The organism is Raineyella antarctica (assembly GCF_900092135.1).
GTDB lineage: Bacteria > Actinomycetota > Actinomycetes > Propionibacteriales > Propionibacteriaceae > Raineyella > Raineyella antarctica.
This window is the reverse complement of the sequence record NZ_FMYF01000014.1, coordinates 60,920-82,568: the sequence shown is the minus strand read 5'-3', so window position 1 is coordinate 82,568 and position 21,649 is coordinate 60,920. Positions and strand designations below refer to the sequence as shown.

18 protein-coding genes and 1 pseudogene are annotated in these 21,649 nt (G+C 70.2%); 8 read left to right on the top strand and 11 right to left on the bottom strand.

Annotated elements, in window-relative coordinates; genetic code table 11:
* Position 1 precedes the first annotated feature (1 nt).
* Complete coding sequence (locus GA0111570_RS15995) at positions 2-343, bottom strand: YciI family protein (protein ID WP_092613566.1); 342 nt, start codon at positions 341-343, stop codon at positions 2-4.
* An 885-nt stretch (positions 344-1,228) separates the two neighbouring features.
* Here GA0111570_RS15995 and GA0111570_RS17775 point away from each other — a divergent pair.
* A complete protein-coding gene (locus tag GA0111570_RS17775; protein ID WP_175557539.1) occupies positions 1,229-2,056 on the top strand; it encodes a hypothetical protein in 828 nt (275 codons plus the stop codon).
* Between the two features lie 22 nt (positions 2,057-2,078).
* On the opposite strand, the gene GA0111570_RS15985 is transcribed toward GA0111570_RS17775, so the two are convergent.
* Positions 2,079-3,476, bottom strand: coding sequence for a plasmid pRiA4b ORF-3 family protein (locus GA0111570_RS15985; protein ID WP_092613565.1), 1,398 nt, complete (start codon positions 3,474-3,476; stop codon positions 2,079-2,081).
* A gap of 137 nt (positions 3,477-3,613) precedes the next feature.
* On the opposite strand from GA0111570_RS15985, the gene GA0111570_RS15980 reads away from it, so the two are divergent.
* Together GA0111570_RS15980 and GA0111570_RS15970 are read left to right on the top strand one after the other, a co-directional pair.
* The gene (locus tag GA0111570_RS15980) at positions 3,614-3,838 is read left to right on the top strand and encodes a DUF433 domain-containing protein (protein ID WP_092613564.1); all 225 of its coding nucleotides are present in this window, start codon (positions 3,614-3,616) and stop codon (positions 3,836-3,838) included.
* Between the two features lie 344 nt (positions 3,839-4,182).
* Positions 4,183-4,698 (top strand): SixA phosphatase family protein, encoded by a 516-nt coding sequence (locus GA0111570_RS15970; protein ID WP_092613562.1) that lies wholly within the window; start codon positions 4,183-4,185, stop codon positions 4,696-4,698.
* Positions 4,699-4,719: 21 nt separating this feature from the next.
* On the opposite strand, the gene arr is transcribed toward GA0111570_RS15970, so the two are convergent.
* Positions 4,720-5,154, bottom strand: a complete 435-nt coding sequence (gene arr, locus GA0111570_RS18355) for an NAD(+)--rifampin ADP-ribosyltransferase (protein ID WP_217634229.1) — start codon at positions 5,152-5,154, stop codon at positions 4,720-4,722.
* Between the two features lie 132 nt (positions 5,155-5,286).
* Positions 5,287-5,640, bottom strand: a pseudogene (locus GA0111570_RS18350) (putative immunity protein); the annotation flags it as partial.
* A gap of 396 nt (positions 5,641-6,036) precedes the next feature.
* Between GA0111570_RS18350 and GA0111570_RS15960 the strand changes: the two are divergent.
* A complete protein-coding gene (locus tag GA0111570_RS15960; protein WP_092613560.1) occupies positions 6,037-8,715 on the top strand; it encodes a PEP/pyruvate-binding domain-containing protein in 2,679 nt (892 codons plus the stop codon).
* Between the two features lie 497 nt (positions 8,716-9,212).
* On the opposite strand, the gene GA0111570_RS15955 is transcribed toward GA0111570_RS15960, so the two are convergent.
* Both GA0111570_RS15955 and GA0111570_RS15950 read right to left on the bottom strand, forming a co-directional pair.
* Positions 9,213-10,055 (bottom strand): SDR family NAD(P)-dependent oxidoreductase, encoded by an 843-nt coding sequence (locus GA0111570_RS15955; RefSeq protein ID WP_092613559.1) that lies wholly within the window; start codon positions 10,053-10,055, stop codon positions 9,213-9,215.
* 9 nt (positions 10,056-10,064) lie between these two features.
* Positions 10,065-10,826 (bottom strand): DNA alkylation repair protein, encoded by a 762-nt coding sequence (locus GA0111570_RS15950; protein WP_092613558.1) that lies wholly within the window; start codon positions 10,824-10,826, stop codon positions 10,065-10,067.
* Positions 10,827-10,950: 124 nt separating this feature from the next.
* Between GA0111570_RS15950 and GA0111570_RS15945 the strand changes: the two genes are divergently transcribed.
* From GA0111570_RS15945 to GA0111570_RS15935, 3 genes are all read left to right on the top strand, one after another.
* Positions 10,951-11,226, top strand: a complete 276-nt coding sequence (locus GA0111570_RS15945; protein WP_092613557.1) for a DUF2277 domain-containing protein — start codon at positions 10,951-10,953, stop codon at positions 11,224-11,226.
* 110 nt (positions 11,227-11,336) lie between these two features.
* The gene (locus tag GA0111570_RS15940; protein ID WP_092613556.1) at positions 11,337-11,762 is read left to right on the top strand and encodes an SRPBCC family protein; all 426 of its coding nucleotides are present in this window, start codon (positions 11,337-11,339) and stop codon (positions 11,760-11,762) included.
* 217 nt (positions 11,763-11,979) lie between these two features.
* Positions 11,980-13,110, top strand: a complete 1,131-nt coding sequence (locus GA0111570_RS15935) for a 6-phosphofructokinase (protein WP_092613555.1) — start codon at positions 11,980-11,982, stop codon at positions 13,108-13,110.
* Between the two features lie 17 nt (positions 13,111-13,127).
* On the opposite strand, the gene GA0111570_RS15930 is transcribed toward GA0111570_RS15935, so the two are convergent.
* The 4 genes from GA0111570_RS15930 to GA0111570_RS15915 form a co-directional block, all read right to left on the bottom strand.
* On the bottom strand, positions 13,128-13,778 hold the full coding sequence (locus tag GA0111570_RS15930; RefSeq protein WP_092613554.1) for a VOC family protein: 651 nt from the start codon (positions 13,776-13,778) through the stop codon (positions 13,128-13,130).
* A 75-nt stretch (positions 13,779-13,853) separates the two neighbouring features.
* Positions 13,854-14,285, bottom strand: a complete 432-nt coding sequence (locus GA0111570_RS15925; protein WP_092613553.1) for a type II toxin-antitoxin system VapC family toxin — start codon at positions 14,283-14,285, stop codon at positions 13,854-13,856.
* Positions 14,282-14,524, bottom strand: coding sequence for a type II toxin-antitoxin system Phd/YefM family antitoxin (locus GA0111570_RS15920; RefSeq protein WP_217634226.1), 243 nt, complete (start codon positions 14,522-14,524; stop codon positions 14,282-14,284). The genes GA0111570_RS15925 and GA0111570_RS15920 overlap by 4 nt, the downstream gene beginning before the upstream one ends.
* A gap of 126 nt (positions 14,525-14,650) precedes the next feature.
* Positions 14,651-15,289 (bottom strand): dihydrofolate reductase family protein, encoded by a 639-nt coding sequence (locus tag GA0111570_RS15915; RefSeq protein ID WP_092613552.1) that lies wholly within the window; start codon positions 15,287-15,289, stop codon positions 14,651-14,653.
* A gap of 260 nt (positions 15,290-15,549) precedes the next feature.
* Between GA0111570_RS15915 and GA0111570_RS15910 the strand changes: the two genes are divergently transcribed.
* Positions 15,550-17,940, top strand: a complete 2,391-nt coding sequence (locus GA0111570_RS15910) for a glycoside hydrolase family 65 protein (RefSeq protein ID WP_092613551.1) — start codon at positions 15,550-15,552, stop codon at positions 17,938-17,940.
* Here the strand turns inward: GA0111570_RS15910 and GA0111570_RS15905 are convergent.
* Complete coding sequence (locus tag GA0111570_RS15905; RefSeq protein ID WP_092613550.1) at positions 17,906-21,616, bottom strand: hydantoinase B/oxoprolinase family protein; 3,711 nt, start codon at positions 21,614-21,616, stop codon at positions 17,906-17,908. The two genes, GA0111570_RS15910 and GA0111570_RS15905, sit on opposite strands and share 35 nt — an antisense overlap.
* Between the last annotated feature and the right edge of the window lie 33 nt (positions 21,617-21,649).

The following is a 21,649-nucleotide window of genomic DNA, read 5'->3' as shown; positions in this document are numbered from 1 at the left end:
ATCAGGAGGCGGGATCCTCCCCGAACTGCCGAAGTTCTTGAGAACAACGGCAGGCGGCGGCGAGCTTCGCGGCCCATTCCTGTGCCGCCTCCCGCGAGGGCAGGTCGAGGATCGTGATGCCGCCGCTGAACTCCCTGGTCTGCGGGTAGGTGTCATCGGTGACCGTTCCGTCGCCGGCCACGAGGACGGGGGCCACGTCCTCGTCGATCCCTCCGCCGAAGACGTACACGCCGGCAGCCTTTGCCTCCTGGATCACCGCATGCGCAGCGTCGGACACGGCGGCGAAGTCATCCTCGGACAACACCATCGCCGCGCTGGGAAACGAGATCAGGTACTTGGTCATCGGCCACGCTCCTCCTCAGGCTTGCCTGGGACTCCACCGTAGTGCCGAATCGGTCGAAGCACGTCCGGCGCTGGGAAGGCCAGCTCGCGGAACTGCTGCGGAGCATCGATCGCGTTGGCGGACTGGGAGCCCGGGACGACGTCCGAGAACGGACGGAGATGAGTGACGCCGAGGAGCCGCGTCGCTTCCCTGCAGCCGCGGCCCGTCGACCTGACGCGGCTGCATGGAAGCGAAGCTGCTCGGAACCAACGTGTCGCACCATCAGTCGAGCCGTCGACCACCGCGCTCCAGGTGCTCGCGGCGGCAGATCTGGACATGACGTGCCGCAATGCCGGGACCGCTGTGCGCGGGGCACTCTGGCTCGGCGGCGCACCGGCCGGTCAGGCGGGCCGACCGGGGACAGGTCGGGACGGAGCCTCCAGCTCGGGTAAGCGCTTCGGCGCGGGAGGCATGAAGTCGGCCGCGAGCGGATGCCTGCTCGAGCCGCCGATCCAGTTCTGTCGCTCACGGGGACCATGGAGGGCAGGGTCCTGCGGCAAGAGGGCCCGTTGCAGGCCGACGAGATCGTCGACCGTGACACGATCCAGATCAACGAGTCGCGTGGTGGACTCCCACACCACCGTCATATTGTTCGCCACCGGAGCAGCCTGCGCGCTAATCCCACGGACCGGTTCGTGGGTGCCCGAGCTCTGCCAGCGCCACCTGCTTGGGCGACGGCCACAGCCCCTCGATCTGCGAACTCGCGATAGCTCCGGAACGCAGCAGGAATGTAGAGCGTGGGCATGACCTCATGCTGGCAATCTGCATGCAGGTGGCCGTGGGATCGCGCTGGTAGCGTCCAGCCTTGTGGCGGGCGACAGACTCTCTCGAGATGACTTCTACGACATGTTGGCAGCGTTGGACGAAGCCGGCCTGAAGAAGGCGCTGTGGACGCTGTACTGGCGCGGATCGGCGCCCGTACGGGAGCGGATCATGGCCGCGATCGACCCGACATCCGCCGCCGCGCAGGCCGCCAGGACGAACGCACCTGTCGACGCCCATGCGATCGAGGCCGAGGTCAGGGAGTTCGCGGCCTTGGCGCGGGATGGCGCCTATCTGGCCGGGGACCGCAGGGTCTCGCCGAAGGAAAGGACGCGGTGGCGGTTCACTTTCCAGCGTCTCGTGAAAGCGACCACCCAGGCCCTCGCCGGTCGCGATGTCGAGCCGGCTGCATCCGCCATGGCGACATTGATCGAGCTGGCCTGCGAGCTGCGCTCCGTCGACTACTTCCGGTCCGAGGACCCCGTGGAGGCTGCTCGGTTCGTCGTCTCCGAGGCGGCGGCGGTGCTGTGGGCCGCGGTCCGGCGCGAGCAGGGCCACGCCGCATTCTGCGAACTGGCGGCCGGCCAGTTGGTGCGCTGGGAGTCGCGCTGGGGCTGGACCCGCCGAGGCGAGGGGTGGGTGAGCGAACGGGAGACCTCTCTCGCGCAGGTCATCGCGGGCATGCTCCCCGCCGCCGACGCGTGGGGTCAGTTCGCCGACGCCTACCTGCGCGCCCTGGACGGGGTCGCCGACCAGCGGCGTACTACCAAGGGACGCGGCCGGAGTCGGAAGGAGCGCCGCGAGGATCTGGCCGAGTGGACGGCGCTGCTGCGGCAGCGACTTGCGCACGGAGAGTACGAGGACCGACTCGACGCACTCGCGAACCATCTCGCCCTGGTCGGGCGCAGGTGAGCCGCCCGCGGGCACCGAGGCGTCACGCCTCGGGTCGCCGCAATGCCTCCCTGGCAACGGGGGCGTTCGCTGCCGCGTCCTCCCGCCATCCGTTGAGCGCGTCGAGCACGTCCAGCGTGGGGCGCGCCCACGCGTACGCCGCCTGACGCATGGTTGCGCCGGTGACTGCCCAGCCGAGGTCTTCCAGCAGCGCCCCACCGTCCTCCGCCGAGTCATACCAGTCGTCCCCGGCGGCGTTGGTCAACAGCACCAGGAGGCCAGCGTCTCGCTCCTCCGGCCGACCCAGCGGGAGACGGGAAGCGATGTGCCGCCACAGCCCCCGCGGATCATCGGCCAACTGCTGGCCCGCCTTGGTCGCCAGCAGCATGCCCCGACTCTTGCGCAGCAGTCCGAGCGAGACCGCCGATTCGCGCAGCTGGAGGACCGGGAACGTGGCGTCCTCCCGAGTCCCGATGCGCACCCAGCGCCGCTCGATCACCAGGCCCTTGAAGACCACCTTCATGACCGTCGGCGGCAGGTAGCCCGCCGCGGTCAGCCTCACCCCGTCCCCCACCGTACGCAGCAGATGGGCGTAGGGGTGCACGGCCGCAGCGACTTGCTCGTCGCTCAGCCCGGCCGGCCCACGGGTCGCCCGACTGATCAGCTCACCCACGGGCGACAGCCCCGAGCCCCCGGCCTTGTAGAGCAGGTCGACGATGGCGGGATGCCACTGCGTGAGGTCCGGCATCACCCCGGCCGCGAGCGCCTGGTTGACCTGGTCGACCGAGAACTCCGCCGGGTCGAATCCCTCCGGGAGCCAGGCCAGCCGCTCCGCCATCCACTCGTCGTCGGCGTCCGCGCCGGCCAGCCCGGCCAGGATCTCGTCATAGCCGCCGATCCCGCCGACGTCCTCGGGCGGGCAGGCCTGCTCGCCTGCCACGCACACCGCATCCGGTTCATCGGCCGCGCGCTCCTCGACCGACTCGAGGAGCAGCGTGTGTCGCCAGTTGTCCCCGAAGTCGTAGGTGTACGCCAGCCGATCCCCCGCGCTCGCCAGCACCTCGCCGAGGCGTACGTCCGCCTCCCTGATCCCGTCCTCGTCGACCCCGTCGAACGCATCCATCTCGTCGAACGGAGTGAGGAACGGCTGGACCGGTCCGTCCGTCGCCGCGGCCCCCATGGTGAACTGATGCAGGTGCGAGTCGGTCCATCCCATCACCTCCTGCAGGATCCCGTGCAGCTGGGCCAGGGTCAGATCGCTCGCCAGCCGGACTCTCCGCCAGATCGGCGGCTCGGCATCGTCCAGATCGATGCGTACGACGAAGGTCGCCGGTGTCTCTCGCCGCGGCAGCAGGACCGGCCGGTGCAGCGGCGTCCGACGACCGGGGAACGGGATGACGTTGTCACCCGGACCGGGGTGCATGACCTGATCGGCATCCACGTAGCTCTCCTCCCGTACGCCGACGCCGGAGGCCGACGCTCGACTCTGCAGCGATTCCAGCAAGTACCGTGGGTCAGCGCAACACCGACAGAGGTGGCGCTCGGCGGCAGGTACGTCTGCACGCGTAGACTCGTCGCATGACCTCCGGCAGGATCACCGCGGACCCCGGCATCATGGCCGGGGTACCGACGATCCGTGGCACTCGCGTCACGGTGTCAGCGGTTCTGGGACAACTCGCTTCCGGCTCCACGGTGGAGGAGCTGCTGGCCGATTATCCGTCCCTCACGCGCCAGGACGTGCATGCGGCGCTTGCTTTTGCTGCAGAGTCAATGCCCCAGAACCGACCCGTCGCGGCTGCATGAAGCTTCTGGTCGACGAGAACCTGTCACCCCGTGTCGCCGCGGGGCAAGCAGCCCTGCTGCTCGCCAACTTGGGTGCGCTGGAAAGTGATCTGCTTCAGGGTGTTGTCGTGTCGCTCAGTAACACTCATGTACGGGTGCGACGTCTGCCCCTCGGCCGAGGAACCCCAGCAACGGGCGAGGCCGGCCGACGATGACCGCTGGTGCGCGGTCGGTGACGAGATCGACTGGCAGCACCGCGGCGACTACATCGCCAAGCACCGGCAGACTCCTGACGTCGCGGACGAGGCCTTCGCTGACACTTGCGGGGCTCCCCGCCATGTCCGCCCCGCGCTAGCGTGGCGTCCATGGCCCGCACGCTCGTCCTCATCCGGCACGCCAAGACGAAGAAGACCCATCCACTGGGCGACCACGCGCGCAAGCTCGCTGAGCGCGGCGTCGTCGATGGCCAGGCGCTCGGCCGCTGGCTCCAGGAGGAGCAGTTGCTCGCCGACCTCGTCCTCGTCTCGACCGCCACGCGCACCCTCCAGACCACCGAACAACTGATCGCCGGGGCGGGGGCAGGCGACGTCGAGGTCCGGCCCGAACGCGCGCTGTACGACGGTGGTTCCACAGGCGCTCTCGAAACAGTGCGGGAGGCGCCGGAGGACGTGCGCACGTTGTGGGTCGTCGGCCACGAGCCAACGATGAGCACTCTCGCGCTGGCGCTCGCCGACGAGGCGCGGTCCTCTGCTGGGGCGCTGGACAGCGTACGCAAGCACTTGGCGACGGCAGCCGCCGCGGTGCTTCTCGTCGAGGTCGCCTGGTCCGACCTCGCCCCGGGTCTGGCGAGGCTCGAGACGGTGCACACCGCCCGAGGGTGAGGCGGGCGCCCTGACGTCTGCTCAGTCGTCCATGGCTTCGATGCCGAGTTCGGCCAGCTCGCCCATCCGCTCACGCATGTGCCGGATCAGCTGTGGCTCCGGGGGCTGCCAGTCGAGGATCTCCTCGACGACCCGCACGGGCTCGCTCGTCCGGTAGGAGCGGGTGGGGTTGCCGGGAAAGCGCTTGTCGGTGACGTTCGGGTCATCCTCGATGGTGCCGAGGGGCTCGACCCGGTAGACCCGGCCCGGGCCTTCGCCGTCGGCCAGCGCGGCGGCCAAGGGGGCTCCCTCGCGCCTGGCTGTCAGGTAGATATGGTTGGCCGTCCGCCGCGAGCCGTAGTTCGACCGCCAGCCCGGCCTCAGCAGGTCACCCGGACGCAGATCGGCCTTCGTCCCGTGGAAGAAGGGGCCCGGGTCGTCCACCACGCGCGGGGGTGGTGCCGGATCGCGGAGCATGCCGTCGAGGCGCTGCATGAGGACGGCGACCCGGTTCCGTCCGCCGGGCGCCCGCGGATAGCGGGCCAGCACATCGTGGACGACCGGGTCGGCCCGCTTTGCGGCGGCGGTGATCACGTATTCCGCGACCACCGGGTCGTCGCCGCGTGCCAGCTCGGCCGCCCGGGCGGCATGCGTGGCAGCGCCCAGGATGTGGCGCACTTGCGTCGCCTTCGCCAAGGGATGCAGGTAGGCCGCCGCAGCTGCATCGCCGGCCGCGTACGCGGCGTGCCGGGCGGCCTCGGTCGGTGCCTCTCTCGCCGCGCGGTGGGCCTGCGTCGCGGCCGTCCGCTGGAGACGTGAACGGGCGGCACCCGCACCGAAGGCCCGGGCGGCCTCCAGCGCCGCTGCCGGACGCGGGTCGTCCGGGCAGGCCTTCACGAACAGCACCAGTGACGGCTCGGCGCACGCCACCGCATACCGGACAACGGCGCGCAGCTCCTCCATCGTCAGCTCGAAGTCACCCGACGCCCTCTGCATGTCATCGAGTCTGGCACCACCAGGCGATCGCTAGAAGGCACGAGGTAGAGGGTGTGACGGCGATTCGGACTGGGAGCCCCAGGACGACGTCCGGGACCGGACGGAGATGAGTGAATCCGAGGAGCCGCGTCGCTTCCCGTCAGCCGCGTCGGGTCGACGCGAAGCGGCTGGCTGGAAGTGAAGCGGCTCGGGGACCAATGTGTCGCACAATCAGTCGGGGCGGCGACCACCGTGCTCCAGGGTGCTCGCGACGCCAGATCTCCACTCAACACCTGGCCAGCCTGTGATCTGGCAGCTGGCCCGGCGGCCGGTGAGCCCCACGAGGACGCCCCGAGCGCCCTTGGCCGGGACTACGCTCGATCCATGTCCCGACCGGATGCGTACATCACTCCCCTCGCCGAGGCCGGACCGATCGCCTCGGCCGGCGGCAAGGGGGCCAATCTCGGCGAGCTGGTGCGCGGTGGATTCCCCGTGCCGGAGGGGTTCGCGGTGACCACGGCTGCGTACGACCAGTTCGTGGCCGACAACGACCTCAGCGACCGCGCAGCCGCCCTGGCTGACCACGGCAACACGGACGCCATCGACACCTTGTTCACGGAGGCCGCCCTCGCGCCGGAGCTGGCCGCGGCGATCACCGCGGCGTACGTCGCCATCGGCGAGGGTCCGGTCGCCGTACGCTCATCCGCCACCGCCGAGGACCTGCCCGGCGCCAGCTTCGCGGGCCAGCAGGAGACCTACCTCAACATCAGCGGCCCCGACGCCGTCCTGGCGGGCGTCCGCCGCTGCTGGGCATCGCTGTGGACGCCGCGGGCGGTGGCCTACCGCGCCCACCGCGGGGCAGGTGACAGCGGGACAGACGACATGGGCCCCCTCAGCATCGCCGTCGTCGTCCAGCGCCTCGTCCCGGCGGACGTGTCGGGTGTCCTGTTCACCGCCAACCCCGCCACCGGACGCCGCGACGAGACCGTGATCACCGCGGCCTGGGGGCTCGGCGAATCCGTCGTCGGAGGCCGTGTCGAGCCGGACGAGTACGTGGTCCGTACGACTCCCGAGGGCCCGCAGCTGACCGTACGGGTCGGCGACAAGCAGGTGATGACTGTGCCCACGGATACCGGTTCGGCCGAGGTCTCCACCCCGGACGTCCGCCGCCATGAGCAGACCCTCACCGATGCCCAGGCCCTCGACCTGGCTGCGCTGGGTGGCCGGGTCGCCGCCCACTTCGGCGTCCCGCAGGACATCGAATGGGTGCTGCACGATGGCACCTTCCAGCTGGTACAGGCCCGCGCGATCACCGCGCTGCCCGAGCCGACCGGCGAGGTCCCGACCGAGTGGCCCGTCCCCCGCCACGGCAGCCTGTACTTCCGGGCGAGCATCGTCGAGCAGATGCCGGATCCGCTCAGCCCACTGTTCGCCGACCTCGTCCGGACCGCAGTACCCAAAGGCCTCAGCGGCCTGCTCGGCGAGCTGTCCCCGCGGATGGGCCGGCTCGACATCGACTTCCCTACCATCAACGGCTACGCCTTCTACGACTACAGTCGCCGGGCCTTCAGCGCGATGCTGTCCCTCAGCCCGGGATTGGTGCGATTGATCGGGCAGCCGGGGTTCATTCTCGACCGGTGGCGCGATCGGGAACTGCCGCGCTATCGCGACGCCGTCGCCGTCTGGGCCGACCGCGACCCGGCCACCCTGGCTGCGGCCGATCTGGTCCGCGGCGCCCAGGAACTGCTCGACGCCGGCTGCCTCTACTACACGACGGTCCAGACCATCATCCCGGTCGCCGCCACGGCCGAACTCACCTGGACCGCCCTGTACGAGCGCGCGCTGCGCCGTCCCGGCGGGACCGCAGCAACCGATTTCCTGCTCGGGTTCGACTCCACCCCCATCGCCGTGGAGAAGTCCCTGGCCACGCTGGCCGCCTGGTGCCGTACGGACGCCGGGCTCACCGCGGCGCTGCTCGCGGAGGCAACCGACCCCCTCGGCGAGACGCCGCCGGAAGGGGTGGACGCCTCGGTGTGGACGCAATGGCGTGCGCGACTGGGTGCCCACCTGTCGGCGTACGGGCACACCACGTACAACCTCGACATCATGAACCCGGTCCCGGCCGACGACCCGATGCCGGTCCTGCAGTCACTGCGCTACCGGCTGGGTGGCACGGCGACCGATCCGTCCGAGCGCCAGCAACGACAGGCCGCCGAGCGCGAACGCCTCACCCGCGATCTGTTCGACCACCTCGACCCGGTGCGTACGGCCCTCGCCCGCCGCACCCTGGCGTCCGCCCAGCACTGGGCACCGGTCCGGGAGGACGCGCTCGCCGCGATGGGGCTCGCCTGGCCGGTCATCCGGCGCCTGGTCCGCGAGGCAGGGCGCCGGATGACCGACGCCGGTGTCCTGGCCGCGCAGGACGACGTCTTCTGGCTCACCCTGACCGAACTCCTCGACCTCGGCCCCGGCGCGGACGACGGTGAGACCCTGCCCAGCTTCGCCGAGCAGATCGCCGCGCGCAGGGCCACGTGGCGCGGGCAGGCCCTGGCGACGCCGCCGCAGTACCTTCCGGAGAGCCGCGCGATGCGGGCGTGGGAGGGCTTCCTGCCGGCCCGTGAACAGGACGAGGGGCCGGTACTCACGGGCACCACCGGTTCCGGCGGCCGCGTCACCGGGCACGCCCGCGTGCTGAAGGGGCCGGCTGACTTCGCGTCGTTCGTGCCCGGGGAGATCCTGGTGGCCTCGATCACCACCCCCGCGTACACGCCGCTGTTCGCCCAGGCCGCGGCCGTGGTGACCGACGTCGGTGGCGTGCTGAGCCACGGCTCGATCGTGGCGCGCGAGTTCGGCCTACCCGCCGTCCTCGGCACCGGATCGGCCACCAGGCGCATCACCACCGGCGACCTGATCACCGTGGACGGGATCGCCGGCCAGGTGCTGCTGGAGGGTGCCCCGGAGTCGGAACCGGCGAAGCGCCGGTCGGGCACGCTTGTCATCGCCCCAGTGGCTGCGGTGGTGGCGATCGGCGGCGCCCTGGTCGTCCGCGCATGGCGGCGTTGACATCGAGGGAATGTGCAGGCTCAAGGCGTACGGGCCACCCCCGCTCGCCGGGACTGCAGTGATCTGGTCTCCGCCTCAGGAGCCCCGAGCAGGCCTGGGGTGGTGACGGCGAGCCTCAGCGATCCACGATGACCCCGGAGCCCTCTGGCAGTGCTACCCAGCCGCTTCGGTTCCAGCCAGCCGCTTCGCGTCGACGCGAAGCGGCTGGCTGGAAGCGAAGCGGCTGTTCGCGCGAGATGCCGCCTGTCACGGCCGCTCAGCCCACGTACGACGTGCGTGCGGAGCTCAGAGAAGTTCGCGGATATCCGAGCTGGCCGGCCGAGTACCAGTACGGCGCCGTCAGAGCCGGGAACAGGGGAATACATCTGGGTGTCAGCCCAGCCCGATGTGCGGCGACCTGGAGCAGTTGGGTTCCTGCTCCGGCCGGTGAGGGACTCGAGCGCGTCCACGCTGGGACGTGCCCGGGCGAACGCTGCCCACGCAGGTCGCCCCGGACCTCAGCCATAGGCGTCCAGGACCGTGATCTCCATCGGCATCCGGTTGCGGCGGCGCAGCCGTCCGGCCAGCACGTTGCGTACGCCACGGGTCAGGATCGTCATGCCGGTCAGGTCACGGAACTCCGCCCGGTCGGAGGTCACCAGCCCGAGCAGCGGACGCGCGGCGACCTCCGGGGTCTGTCCCCACAGGCCGACGACGACCTGCAGCCCACCCAGCCGCGTCTCGTAGCCCGGCTGCGAGCTGACCTTACCCAGCAGGTCGGTCATCACCAGGCCCGGGTTCAAGCCGTGCACCCTGACCCCGGTCCCCTTCGTCTCGGCCTGCAGTGTCTCGGTGAACTGCCGGACCCACCGCTTGCTGGAGGCGTACGCGTTCTGCAGCGCCACCGGCCCCCGATCCCCCTGCCCGTAGACGTTGACCAGATCACCGTGACCCTGGCCGAGGAACACCGGCAGCGCGGCCCGCGAACCGTGGAAGGTGCCGAGGATGTTCGTCCGCACCACCCGGGTGAAGTCGTCCACCGGCGTGGAGGCCGTGGGACCATAGACGCCGGAGGCACCGGCGTTGTTGACCCAGATGTCCAGCGTCCCGTGGGCGAGGGCCTCGTCCCGCAACGCCTCGACATCGGCCCACTCCGCCGTGTCACAGCGCCGCCCGTACGCCTCGATCCCCTCGGCCCGCAGCTCGTCCTCGGCGTCCACGACATCGACGTCCGACCTGGCGGCCAGTACCACCGTGGCGCCGCGCCGGCCCAGCAGTCGGGCCATGGCGAGTCCCAGCCCGCGCGTCGATCCGGTGACCACCGCGACGCGGCCCGCGAGAACGTGCTGTTGGGGATCCATGGGACTCTCCTACGCCATCCGGCCCCGAGTGACAAGGGCCCGACGCGCAGCGGTCTCCTTACGTCGCAGCACCGCCTCGCGCTGCTCGTCGCTGAGCGGCTTGACCGCCTCGCGGACCGTCACCCCGGAGGCCCGTGCGGCCCGCGGCAGCAGCCACGCGAACACCAGGTCCGGCCGCTTCCTCCCGGTGTCACGCAGCACCCAGCCGATCGCCTTGCGGATGAAGAACTCCTTCTCCTCCAGCATCGCGTCGGCATAGCGGGCGAACCTGTCGAAGTCTCCGTCGCCGCGCCGCAGGGCGAGCAACAGAGACAGTAGGGCCGAACGGCGGATCCAGAAGTCCTCGTCGGCCGCCCAGCGGTCCAAGGTCGCACCGAGCGAGGGCTCCCGTTCGACCAGCGGCCCCACGACCGACGCGGCCAAGGCATCCACCAGGGCCCACGTACGCGACGCGCGCAGCAGCCGTTCCAGCAGGTCGATGTCACCGGCACCCAGGACACCCCGGTACGCCACTAGGGCCTCGACCGCAGCTGCCCGGCGCTCGTGCACCGGCACCTCCCACAGGGCCTCGACCAGGGCGACGAGTTCGTCGTGCGCCAGGCCGTCCCGCCCGACCACCTCTCGGACGGTGGAACGGATCACCGGCATCGACACGCCGTAGTGCTCCAGATCGCTCTTCAGGTACGCCTTCTCCCCTGCCGCTCGCTCGGGTCTGGCCTTGGCACGCAGCCCTGCATCGATCTGCTCCGCGAGCGTACGTGGATCGGTCATGGACCCATCATCCGCGCTGCCCGGTGCCTGATGGGCCGCCGTCGGACTCCCACCTTGCACAGCGAACAAGAAGGGGGCTTGTCGATAGCCAGAGATGGGGCTGCCACCGACCTACGCTGGAGCCATGTGCCGGAACATCCACCAACTCCACAACTTCGAGCCGCCGGCCACCCAGGACGAGGTGCGCGCCGCGGCGCTCCAGTTCGTCCGCAAGGTCAGCGGGTCCACGAAGCCCTCACAGGCCAACGCGGAAGCGTTCGACCGCGCCATCGACGAGATCGCCGAGGCCACCCAGCGGCTGCTCGATGCCCTCGTGACCACCGCACCTCCGAAGGATCGAGAGGCCGAGGCCGCCAAGGCGAAGGAACGGGCCCGGCAGCGCTACGGCATCCCGGCGTAGCCGCAAGAACCGGGCCGATGGGAGCTCGTCCGGGGCTGGTGACAGAGCGTTGGCTGACCTACGTTGGTTCGATCACCCGAGGTTCGACCGCTTGAATCGGAGGAGGACATATGAGCGATTTCGATGTCACCGTGAAGCGCGCCATCCACGCGCCTGCCGACCGCGTCTGGGCCACTCTCACCGACCCCGCGCTGGTCTCGAAGTGGATGATGGGGACCACCGTGTCGAGCACCTGGAAGATGGGCGCATCCATCACTTGGACCGGTGAGTACCAGGGCAAGGAGTACACCGACAAGGGTGAGGTGGTCGAGGTCGAGGAGAACAAGCGCCTTGTCCACACCCATTTCAGCGGTATGTCCGGGGCCGAGGACAAGCCCGAGAACTACCACCGGTTGGATTGGAAGCTGTCCGATGACGGCGACACCACGATGCTGACACTCGTCCAGTCCGGCGCTCACTCGAAGGAAGAGGCCGACCAGTTCAAGCAGCACTGGGACGCCATGCTGGACGCGCTCCGCGACACCGCAGAGGCTTGATGCCGGCTGGTTCGCCAGGACACCGGCGGAATGCCCGGATGTGCCACAGCGGGCCCGGCATCGCTGTCCGACCTCCTGACGCCGGTGCATGCCTGCAGGGAGGATGAGGGCCGCGGTAGCCGTACGCTCGACCCCCACCGCCCACACGCCGCTAGGCTGTCCCCACCCGATCGCGACGACGCGCGGGTACCGGGAACGACCGCGAGGCAGGGCGACCATGAGCAGCAAGCGACGACGGATCGGCGTGCTCACCGCCGGGGGCGACAGCCCGGGGCTCAATGCGGCGATCCGCGGTCTGGGCAAGGCGGCGATCGGCCGCCACGGGATGGAGGTCATCGGCTTCCGCGACGGCATCCGGGGTCTGGCGGAGAACCGCCACATCCCGCTCGACTCCACCGCCCTGTCGGGCATCCTCACCGTCGGCGGCACCATCCTGGGCACCTCGCGCGACAAACCGCACAAGATGCGCGTCGGCGACGAGGTCGTCGACATGGTCCCGACCATCGTGGAGAACTACGAGAAGGACCGGCTCGAGGCGCTGGTCTGCATCGGTGGCGGCGGGACCGCGAAGAACGCGCAGCGCCTCGCCAAGGCGGGGCTGAACATCATCCACCTGCCCAAGACGATCGACAACGATATCGCGCACACCGACACCAGTTTCGGCTTCTCCACCGCGCTGGGCATCGCCACCGACGCGATCGACCGCCTGCACTCCACGGCCCACTCCCACCACCGGATCATCGTGGTCGAGATCATGGGACACAAGGCCGGCTGGCTGGCCCTCGGCTCCGGGATCGCCGGGGGCGCCGACATCATCCTGCTGCCCGAGATCCCGTACACCCTCGAGTCGGTGGCCGCCTCGATCCAGGCCCGGGCCGCGCGCGGCCACAGCTTCTCCGTGGTGGCGATCGCCGAGGGCGCCCGCGACCTGGTCCGGTCCGCCGACCTGGCCGCCGCCGAGACCCTCGTCAAGGGAGCCGGCACCCCGGAGGCGAAGGCCGCGGCGAGGACCCACCTGCAGACTGTGCTCGCCTCCCACCGCAGCAACGCCTTCGACCTGGCCGAGGCGCTGGAGCAGGCCACCGGCCTCGAGTCGCGCGTCACCGTGCTGGGCTACGTCCAGCGCGGCGGCACCCCCGACGCGCAGGACCGTCTGCTCGGCACCCTGCTCGGCGGGGCCGGAGCCGACCTGATCGCCGAGGGCACCTTCGGGGTGACCGTCGCCTCCCAGGGCCAGGCAGCGGTCCCGGTCCCGCTCAGCGAGGTGGCCGGCAACCTCAAGACCGTGCCGCTCGACCACCCGTGGATCGCGGCGGCGCGAGCCGTCGGCACCGGGCTGGGCGACTGACTCCCTGCCGGCTCCGATCAGCGCTCGAGGTCAGTGCAGATGCAGACCTTGTTGCCGTCCGGATCGGCGAGCACCCAGAACGACGGCGCGTGCGTGTCGTCGACCAGCTTCCCGCCTGCGTCGAGAGCCGCCTTGATCCGCTCCTCGGCTCCGTCGTGCGGCACCCAGACATCGGGGTGCCAGCGCTGCGCGGGCGGCTCCGGCAACGGAGCGGACTGCTGGAACCAGACCCCCGGGGCGTACGGTCCGGTCGCGACGCTCTCCTCGCCGTCCTCGTCCTCGAGGTCCGCGTCGAGGACCGCCGCCCAGAAGCGCGCGAGCCGGGAGCCGTCGTGGGTGTCCAGGCCGTACTCGACCACCGTGTGCCCGGTGTCGGCCACGTGCCCCGCGGTCAGGGCGAGGTCGCTGATGATCCGGGCCAGGGTGAGGTCGCGGTCGGTGACGCCACCGACGTCGTGGCTGGACAGCTTCACCTCCAGGCGCGGGTAGGTCAGGATGACATCGGGATGGTGATCAGCAGCCTCGGCCGCTTCGCCGATCTGCTCCAGCAGCTCCAGGCCGTACGCGAACCCGCCGGTCTCGTACGCGGTGTAGAGGGCGTTGTTGATCATCCGCCAGTCCGGCAGGTCGGCGGCGATGACATCGGCAAGCTTCAATCGGTCGCTCATGCTTCCATCCTTGCGCCGATCCGGGCGACCAGGTCAAGATTCAGTTCGTGGATCGAGCTGCCATCTGGCGGAGGATCATGTCCCGGAGGACCTGTCGACAGCGGTCTGCTCGCCTTCGCGCCCCGGGGCGATGACGACGAGTCCGGCTGCCCGTGCGGCTTCCGCCATCCGCAGGTCGTACGTCACCAGACAGTCGGCGGCGATGCCAATCGCTGATGCCAGATGCACGGCATCCAAGGACCGCAGGTGCTCACCCGGCAGGAGTCCTGCTTGCAGGAACACCGTCGGTGTCACCTCGTACAGGTCGATGCGGTCCAGGAGCTCCGTCACCTGCCGCTGCCGGAGCTCCGGGGAGCGGTGCGCGGCGCGTCGCATCTCGGTCTCCAGCAGGTAGCAGGCCACCAACGTGGGGTGGTCGGTAGTGATCGCCTCGATCAGCGCCTCCGATTCCCGTTCGGCCAGAACGAGCTTCAGCGCCGCCGAGGTGTCCACGTACCAGATGCTCATCGTTCGTCGCGGAGTTCAGCCAGGATCTCGTCGGACGACACCGCCGAGTGCACCAACTCAGTCACGGAGAACACGGCAGGCCGACGAGCCGGACGGAATCCCGCCGCAGTGTCCCGATAGGGGACCAGGCGGGCGACGGGCGCCCCACGGCGCGTGACGGTGAACTCCTGTCCCTGCTCCACCTCGCGCAGGACCCGACCGCTCTCGTTTCGCATCTCGCGCTGGCTGATGGTCTTCACACCTCCAATGTAGCTACGGCGTAGCACTTTTGTAGCCCCTACCGGCAGTAGGCCACGTCTCCACGGGAACCCCAGCCTCCTCGGCCCGCACGCACCCGCACGCCGGCCAGGTGGCTTTCGGTTGAATCAGGCGCCCGGCTGGGGATCAGTCATGTCGCCGGTGCGGAGCGGACCCGCCGGCCCGTAACGCAGGAGCACGGCTCCGTTCTCGGAGGCGATCGGCGGACCCAGGAGTTCGAGGGTTGCGGGCGCAGCGCCGTCAGGGAACACCTTGTTGCCCTGCCCGATCACGAGCGGGTACACCCACCGCCGTAGTTCGTCGTACGCGCCCGCCGCGAGCAGCGAGTGGACGAAGCCGATGCTGCCGATCACATGGATGTTCTCGTGCCGCTCGCGCAGCGCCGCCACGTCGGCGACGGCATCCGTCCCCAGTTGGGTCGTTCCGCGCCAGTCGAGCGCGGGCGTTCCGCGAGAGGCCACGTACTTGGGGATCTCGTCGAATTTGCGGCCGATCCGCCCCTCGCCGTCGCCCTCGGTGTGCTGGGGCCAGTAGGCGGCGAAGATGTCGTACGTCCAGCGGCCGAGCACGAGGGCGTCCATGGCGTCGATGCCCTCGGTGACCTGGCGGCCGACGGTCTCGTCGATGAGCGGCGCCTGCCAGCCGCCGTACGGGAAGCCGTACGAGGTGTCCTCCTCGGGGCCTCCCGGCGCCTGCGCGACGCCGTCGAGAGTGGTGAACAGGTCGATCGTGATGCGTCCGGCCATGGCCGGCTCCTTTCCGGGAAGGGGACACGCTCCGAGCGCGACCCCGGTGTCGATGGGGAACCGTCGTCCGTCCCTCCGATTGTCGACCACTGCAAGGGATTGGCACTCCTCAGGCAGACGTTGATGCCGAAACCGTCGGACCGGTCAGCATCGTGGAAGCATGGAAGGCAGCAGCATCCGCTGAGGAGGATCCCGATGCCCGATCAGGCGCAGCCACCCGAGGACGACGTCGCCGTGCTCCGGAGGCGGAGGAGTGAGCCGTGACAGACCCATGGGTGGTGCGGTACGAGGGTTACGACGCCCAGGACGAGGGCCGCCGGGAGGCCCTCTGCACCGTGGGCAACGGCTACATCGCCACCCGCGGCGCAGCCGCGGACTGCGCCGCCGACGACACCCACTACCCCGGGACGTACGGCGCCGGCCTCTTCAACAGGCTTGAGGATCGGATCGAGGGCCGGACGGTCGAGAACGAGAGCATGGTGAACCTGCCGAACTGGCTGGCGACCCGCTTCCGGATCGACGGCGGACCGTGGTTCGACATCGACCGGGCCGAGATCCTCGCCTACCACCAGGAGCTCGACCTCCGGCGAGCCGTGCTGACCCGTTGGCTCCGGGTCCGTGACGAGGCCGGGCGTACGACCTCCGTCACCGAGCGTCGCCTGGTGAGCATGGACGTCAAGCACGCCTGCGCCCTGGAGATCACGTACGTCCCGGAGGACTGGTCCGGCCGCCTCGAGATCCGCTCGGTGCTCGACGGTACGGTCGGGAACACGCTCGTGAAGCGCTACCGCGCCCTGTCCGGTGACCACCTCGCCCTGGTGCGGACCGCCGTCCCCTCCCCCGAGTCCGTGCTGCTGGAGGTGGTGACCAACCGGTCGGCGATCCGGGTGGCGATGGCCGCCCGTACCGAGGTGTGGGGCAACGGCCGACGCATCGAACCCCAGCGCGGGATCGTGGACGAGGGAGCTGTCGTCGGGCACCACCTGACCCTCGACGCGCACCGGTCGGTGCCCGTGACCCTGGAGAAGATCGTGACGGTCTTCACCGGCAGGGATCCGGCCATCTCCGAGCCGGCCGCCGAGGCGCTCGCCTGGCTGCCGCGGTTGGGCCGGTTCGACGACCTGCTGGAGCGGCATGTCCTGGCGTGGGAGCACCTGTGGGAACGCTTCCACCTCGACATCGACAGCGATGGCGCGACGGTGCGGATCCTGCGGTTGCACCTGCTGCACCTGCTGCAATCGGTCTCCCTCAATTCGGTCGACCTCGACGTCGGGGTCCCCGCGCGCGGGCTGCACGGCGAGGCCTACCGCGGCCACATCTTCTGGGACGAGCTGTTCATCTTCCCGGTGCTCAATCTCCGGGTTCCGATACTGACACGCTCCCTGCTGCGGTACCGCTACCGTCGGCTACCCGAAGCGCGGGTCGCCGCCCGGGAGGCCGGCCATTCGGGGGCGATGTTCCCCTGGCAGTCCGGCAGCGACGGCCGCGAGGAGAACCAGAGCCTGCACCTCAACCCGGTCTCCGGGCACTGGCTCCCCGACCCCACCGCCCGGCAGCGGCACGTGGGGATCGCCGTCGCCTACAACGTGTGGCAGTACTACCAGGTCACCGACGACCGGGAGTTCCTGATCCACTACGGGGCGGAGATGCTGCTGGAGATCGCCCGGTTCTGGGGCAGCATCGCGACCTACGACCGGGCCCGGGGCCGCTACGTGATCCGCGGGGTGATGGGACCCGACGAATTCCACACCGGCTACCCGGGGCACGAGCAGGAAGGCATCGACAACAACGCCTACACCAACGTCATGGCCTCCTGGGTGCTCCGGCGGGGCCTGGAGACCCTGCACCTGCTACCGGCACAGGAGCGCCACGAGCTGCTGGAACGGTTGGACCTGCGGCGCCAGGAACTCGAACGGTGGGAGGTCATCGCGCGCACGCTCTTCGTCCCCTTCCACGACGGCATCATCAGCCAGTTCGAGGGCTACGACGACCTCCTGGAGCTCGACTGGGACGCCTATCGGCAGAAGTACGGGAACATCCGGCGCCTCGACCGCATCCTCGAGGCAGAGAACGACACGGTCAACCGCTACAAGGCCTCGAAACAGGCCGACGCCCTCATGCTGTTCTACCTGCTGTCCGCCGACGAGCTCCGGGAGGTGCTCGGGCACCTGGGCTACCGTCTCCCGCCCGAGGCCATTCCCCGGACGATCCACTACTACCTCGACCGGACCTCCCATGGCTCGACCCTGTCGGCGATCGTCCACAGCTGGGTGCTCGCCCGGTCCGAGCGCGGGCGAGCCCAGGAGTTCGTGATCGAGGCCCTCGAGTCCGACGTGGCCGACATCCAGGGCGGGACCACAGCAGAGGGCATCCACCTGGCCTCGATGGCCGGCAGCGTCGACCTCTTCCAACGGTGCTTCTCGGGTCTGGAGCTGCGGCAGGACCGGCTGTACCTCACGCCGTACTGGCCCGAGCCACTCGGTGCGATGGAGTTCGCCATCCGCTACCGGGGACATCCGCTGACCCTGCGCATCCATGGCGACTGCGTGGAGGTCCAGGCGGCCCCGGGGAGGCAGCGCCCCATCGAGGTCGTCTGTCGCGGTGAAGTCGCCGAGCTCAGGCCAGGGGCGAGGGTGGGCTTCCCGCTGTGACAGAACCGCTCCCGGTCCCCTGCGTACGACTCGCCGGCAGGTCCGCCTGCACCTGCCGGCCGTACCCACCGCCGCCAGGAGTCTCGATCACCAGCGTGTCGCCGGGCCGGACGTCGGTCGAGTCGCACCCTGCGAGCTCGACGGTACTGCCATCGGCACGTTCCACCCAGTTGTGTCCCAGCGCGCCGGGTGAGCCACCGGCCATGCCGTACGGCGCGACCCGGCGATGCCCGGACAACGTACTCACCACCATGGCCTCGGTGAACTCGATCCGACGGACACCGCCGTCACCGCCATGCCACCGTCCGGCGCCTCCGCTGCCGCGCCGGATCGCGAATTCCCGGAGCAGCACGGGGAAGCGCCATTCGAGCACTTCGGGGTCGGTGAGCCGCGAGTTCGTCATGTGGGTCTGCACCACGGACGCCCCGTCGAATCCGTCCCCTGCCCCGGAACCTGATCCGAGGGTCTCGTAGTACTGGTGCCGCTCGTTGCCGAAGGTGACGTTGTTCATCGTCCCGGATCCCTCGGCCTGGACGTGCAGCGCGGCGAACAGCGCTCCGGTGATGGCCTGGGAGGTCTCGACGTTGCCGGCGACGACCGCGGCCGGGTAGGTCGGTGCGAGCATCGTCCCTTCGGGGATGACGATGTGCAGCGGGCGCAGGCAGCCGTCGTTGAGGGGGATCTCGTCGGCGACCAGGGTCCGGAACACGTACAGCACCGCGGCGGTCGCCACCGACGACGGGGCGTTGAAGTTCGAGTCCAGCTGGGGTGAGGTGCCGGTGAAGTCGATGGTCGCGCTGCGGCCGGCCCGATCGACTCTGACGCGCACCGCGATCGTCGCGCCGGAATCCATCACGTAGCGGTGTTCGCCGTCGTCGAGCCTGTCGATGACCCGGCGCACCGCTTCCTCGGCGTTGTCCTGGACGTGGCGCATGTAGGCCTGGACGACCTCGAGGCCGAAGTGGTCGATCATCGTACGGACCTCGTCGATGCCCTTCTGGTTGGCCGCGACCTGGGCGCGCAGGTCGGCGAGGTTGGCCTCGGGATTGCGGGACGGGTAGGGCGCGGCCGCCAGCAGGCTCCGGGTGGCCGCCTCGCGGAACCGTCCGTCCTCGGCCAAGAGCCAGTCGTCGAACAGCACGCCCTCCTGGTGGATGTCGTGGCTGTTCGCCGGCATGGATCCGGGGGTGATCCCGCCGATCTCGGCGTGGTGCCCGCGCGAGGCGACGAAGAACAGGAGGTCCTCGCCGGCATCGTCGAAGACCGGGGTCACCACGGTGATGTCCGGCAGGTGGGTGCCGCCGTGGTACGGGTCGTTGACCGCGTACACGTCACCGGGCCTCAGCGCGCCGGCCCGGCGGCGGATGACCTCCTTGACGGTGGTCCCCATCGAGCCGAGATGGACCGGGATGTGCGGGGCGTTGGCGACCAGGTCACCGTCCGGGTCGAACAGCGCGCAGGAGAAGTCCAGCCGCTCGCGGATGTTCACCGACTGCGCGGTCGCCTCCAGCCGGAAGCCCATCTGCTCGGCGATCGACATGAACAGGTTGTTGAAGATCTCCAGCAGCACCGGATCGGCCTCGGTGCCCGCCTCGGGCTGGGCGGGTGCCACCACCCGCTCGGCGAGCAGGTGGCCCGACGCGGTGAGCGTCGCTTGCCAGCCGTCGTCGACCACGGTGGTGGCGTTGGCCTCGGCGATGATCGCCGGCCCGGTCACGGTCTCCCCCGGCCGCATCCGTTCCCGGTGGCGCAAGGGGGCTTCGCGCCACGATCCGCCGGCATGGAACCGGACGCTCTGCGGTGCGCCGGCGGTGTCGGCGGTGTCGGCGGTGTCGGAGCTCTGCTCGCCGAGGTGGGACAGGTCGGGTTGCTCGGTGAGTCCGGTCGCCTCCGCCGCGACCGCTCCAGCGATCAACGGGCGGTCCATCAGGAACGAGTACGTCGCGCGGTGGGCCGCTTCGAACGCCGACTTCATGGCGTCCAGCCCGGCGAGCTCGACCGGGATCGCCGTGTCGGTCCCGTCGTAGCGCAGGTGGACCCGGCGAACCACCCGGATCCGCTCGGCCGGGATGCCCTCGGCGAGCAGTTCGGCGCGCGCGGCCTGCTCGAGGGAGTCCGCGACGGCGGCCAGGGTCCCCAAGGCGGCGCTGTCGAGTCGGACCTCCACCGACTGTTCCCGGATCGCGGTGGTGTCGGCCAGGCCGATCCCGAGCGCGGAGAGCACGCCGGCCATCGGCGGGACGAGCACGGTGCGGATGCCGAGCGCATCGGCGACCGCACAGGCGTGCTGACCGCCGGCGCCGCCGAAGGTGGTCAGCACGTAGCGGGTGACGTCGTGCCCCTTCTGGACGGAGATCTTCTTGACCGCGTTGGCCATGTTCGCCACGGCGATCCGCAGGAAGCCCTCGGCGACCTGTTCGGGCGACCGGTCGTCACCGGTCGCCGTCCGGATCGCGGCGGCCAGGTCGGTGAAGCGGTCCCGTACGATCCCGGCGTCCAGCGGCTGGTCGCCGGCCGGACCGAACACGGCCGGGAAGTGAGCGGGCTGAATGCGGCCGAGCATGACGTTGGCGTCGGTCACGGTGAGCGGGCCGCCGCCGCGGTAGCAGGCCGGACCGGGGTCGGCTCCGGCCGAGTCGGGGCCGACCCGATAGCGGGTGCCGTCGAAGTGCAGGATCGAGCCGCCGCCGGCGGCCACCGTCTGGATGTCCAGCATCGGCGCGCGCAGTCGGACCCCGGCCACCTGGGTGGTGAAGACCCGCTCGTAGTCACCGGCCCCGTCTGTAGTGGCGTAGTGCGACACGTCCGTGGACGTGCCCCCCATGTCGAAACCGATCACATGGTCGAACCCGGCCAGGGCCGACATCCGCACCATGCCGACGATGCCGCCGGCCGGACCTGACAGGATCGCGTCCTTGCCGCGAAAGTGCCTCGCCTCGGCCAGCCCGCCGTTGGACTGCATGAACATCAGCCGTACGCCGCGCAACTGGTCGGCGACCTGGTCCACGTAGCGGCGCAGCACCGGGGACAGGTAGGCGTCGACCACGGTGGTGTCCGCTCGGGGGACCAGCTTCATCAGCGGGCTGACCTCGGAGGACAGCGAGACCTGGTCGAATCCGATCTGCTCGGCGAGCTTGCCGATCTCCCGCTCGTGCGCCGGGTACAGGTAGCTGTGCAGGCACACCACCGCGACCGTACGAATCCCGTCGGCGTGGGCCTGGCGCAGCTGTTCGCCAAGCGCTTCGAGATCCGGCGCGCGCAGCACCGTACCCTGCGCCGTGACACGCTCGTCGACCTCGATCACCCGCTCGTACAGCTGTTCGGGCAGGACGATGTGGCGGTCGAAGATCCGGGGACGATTCTGGTAGCCGATCCGTAGCGCGTCGCCGAAGCCGCGGGTGATCACCAGCAGGGTGCGCTCCCCCGTACGTTCCAGCAGGGCGTTGGTCGCGACGGTAGTGCCCATCCGCACCGCCTCTACCTGCGAGGCCGGCACGGGCACGTCGTCGGCGATCCCGAGCAGGGCACGGATCCCGGCCACCGCGGCGTCGCGGTAGCGGGTCGGGTTCTCCGACAGCAGCTTGTGCGTCACCAGCCGCCCGTCGGGCCGACGTGCCACGACGTCGGTGAACGTACCGCCCCGGTCGACCCAGAACTGCCATCCCGTACCCGCCACCAGGAGTCCCTTCGTCGTTACTGATCCGGTCCG

Coding starts and splice junctions, on each gene's coding strand:
- GA0111570_RS15995 (WP_092613566.1), bottom strand. CDS start 343: ATGACCAAGTACCTGATCTCGTTTCCCAGCGCGGCGATGGTGTTGTCC.
- GA0111570_RS17775 (WP_175557539.1), top strand. CDS start 1,229: ATGTTGGCAGCGTTGGACGAAGCCGGCCTGAAGAAGGCGCTGTGGACG.
- GA0111570_RS15980 (WP_092613564.1), top strand. CDS start 3,614: ATGACCTCCGGCAGGATCACCGCGGACCCCGGCATCATGGCCGGGGTA.
- GA0111570_RS15970 (WP_092613562.1), top strand. CDS start 4,183: ATGGCCCGCACGCTCGTCCTCATCCGGCACGCCAAGACGAAGAAGACC.
- arr (WP_217634229.1), bottom strand. CDS start 5,154: ATGCTCCGCGATCCGGCACCACCCCCGCGCGTGGTGGACGACCCGGGC.
- GA0111570_RS15960 (WP_092613560.1), top strand. CDS start 6,037: ATGTCCCGACCGGATGCGTACATCACTCCCCTCGCCGAGGCCGGACCG.
- GA0111570_RS15955 (WP_092613559.1), bottom strand. CDS start 10,055: ATGGATCCCCAACAGCACGTTCTCGCGGGCCGCGTCGCGGTGGTCACC.
- GA0111570_RS15950 (WP_092613558.1), bottom strand. CDS start 10,826: ATGACCGATCCACGTACGCTCGCGGAGCAGATCGATGCAGGGCTGCGT.
- GA0111570_RS15945 (WP_092613557.1), top strand. CDS start 10,951: ATGTGCCGGAACATCCACCAACTCCACAACTTCGAGCCGCCGGCCACC.
- GA0111570_RS15940 (WP_092613556.1), top strand. CDS start 11,337: ATGAGCGATTTCGATGTCACCGTGAAGCGCGCCATCCACGCGCCTGCC.
- GA0111570_RS15935 (WP_092613555.1), top strand. CDS start 11,980: ATGAGCAGCAAGCGACGACGGATCGGCGTGCTCACCGCCGGGGGCGAC.
- GA0111570_RS15930 (WP_092613554.1), bottom strand. CDS start 13,778: ATGAGCGACCGATTGAAGCTTGCCGATGTCATCGCCGCCGACCTGCCG.
- GA0111570_RS15925 (WP_092613553.1), bottom strand. CDS start 14,285: ATGAGCATCTGGTACGTGGACACCTCGGCGGCGCTGAAGCTCGTTCTG.
- GA0111570_RS15915 (WP_092613552.1), bottom strand. CDS start 15,289: ATGGCCGGACGCATCACGATCGACCTGTTCACCACTCTCGACGGCGTC.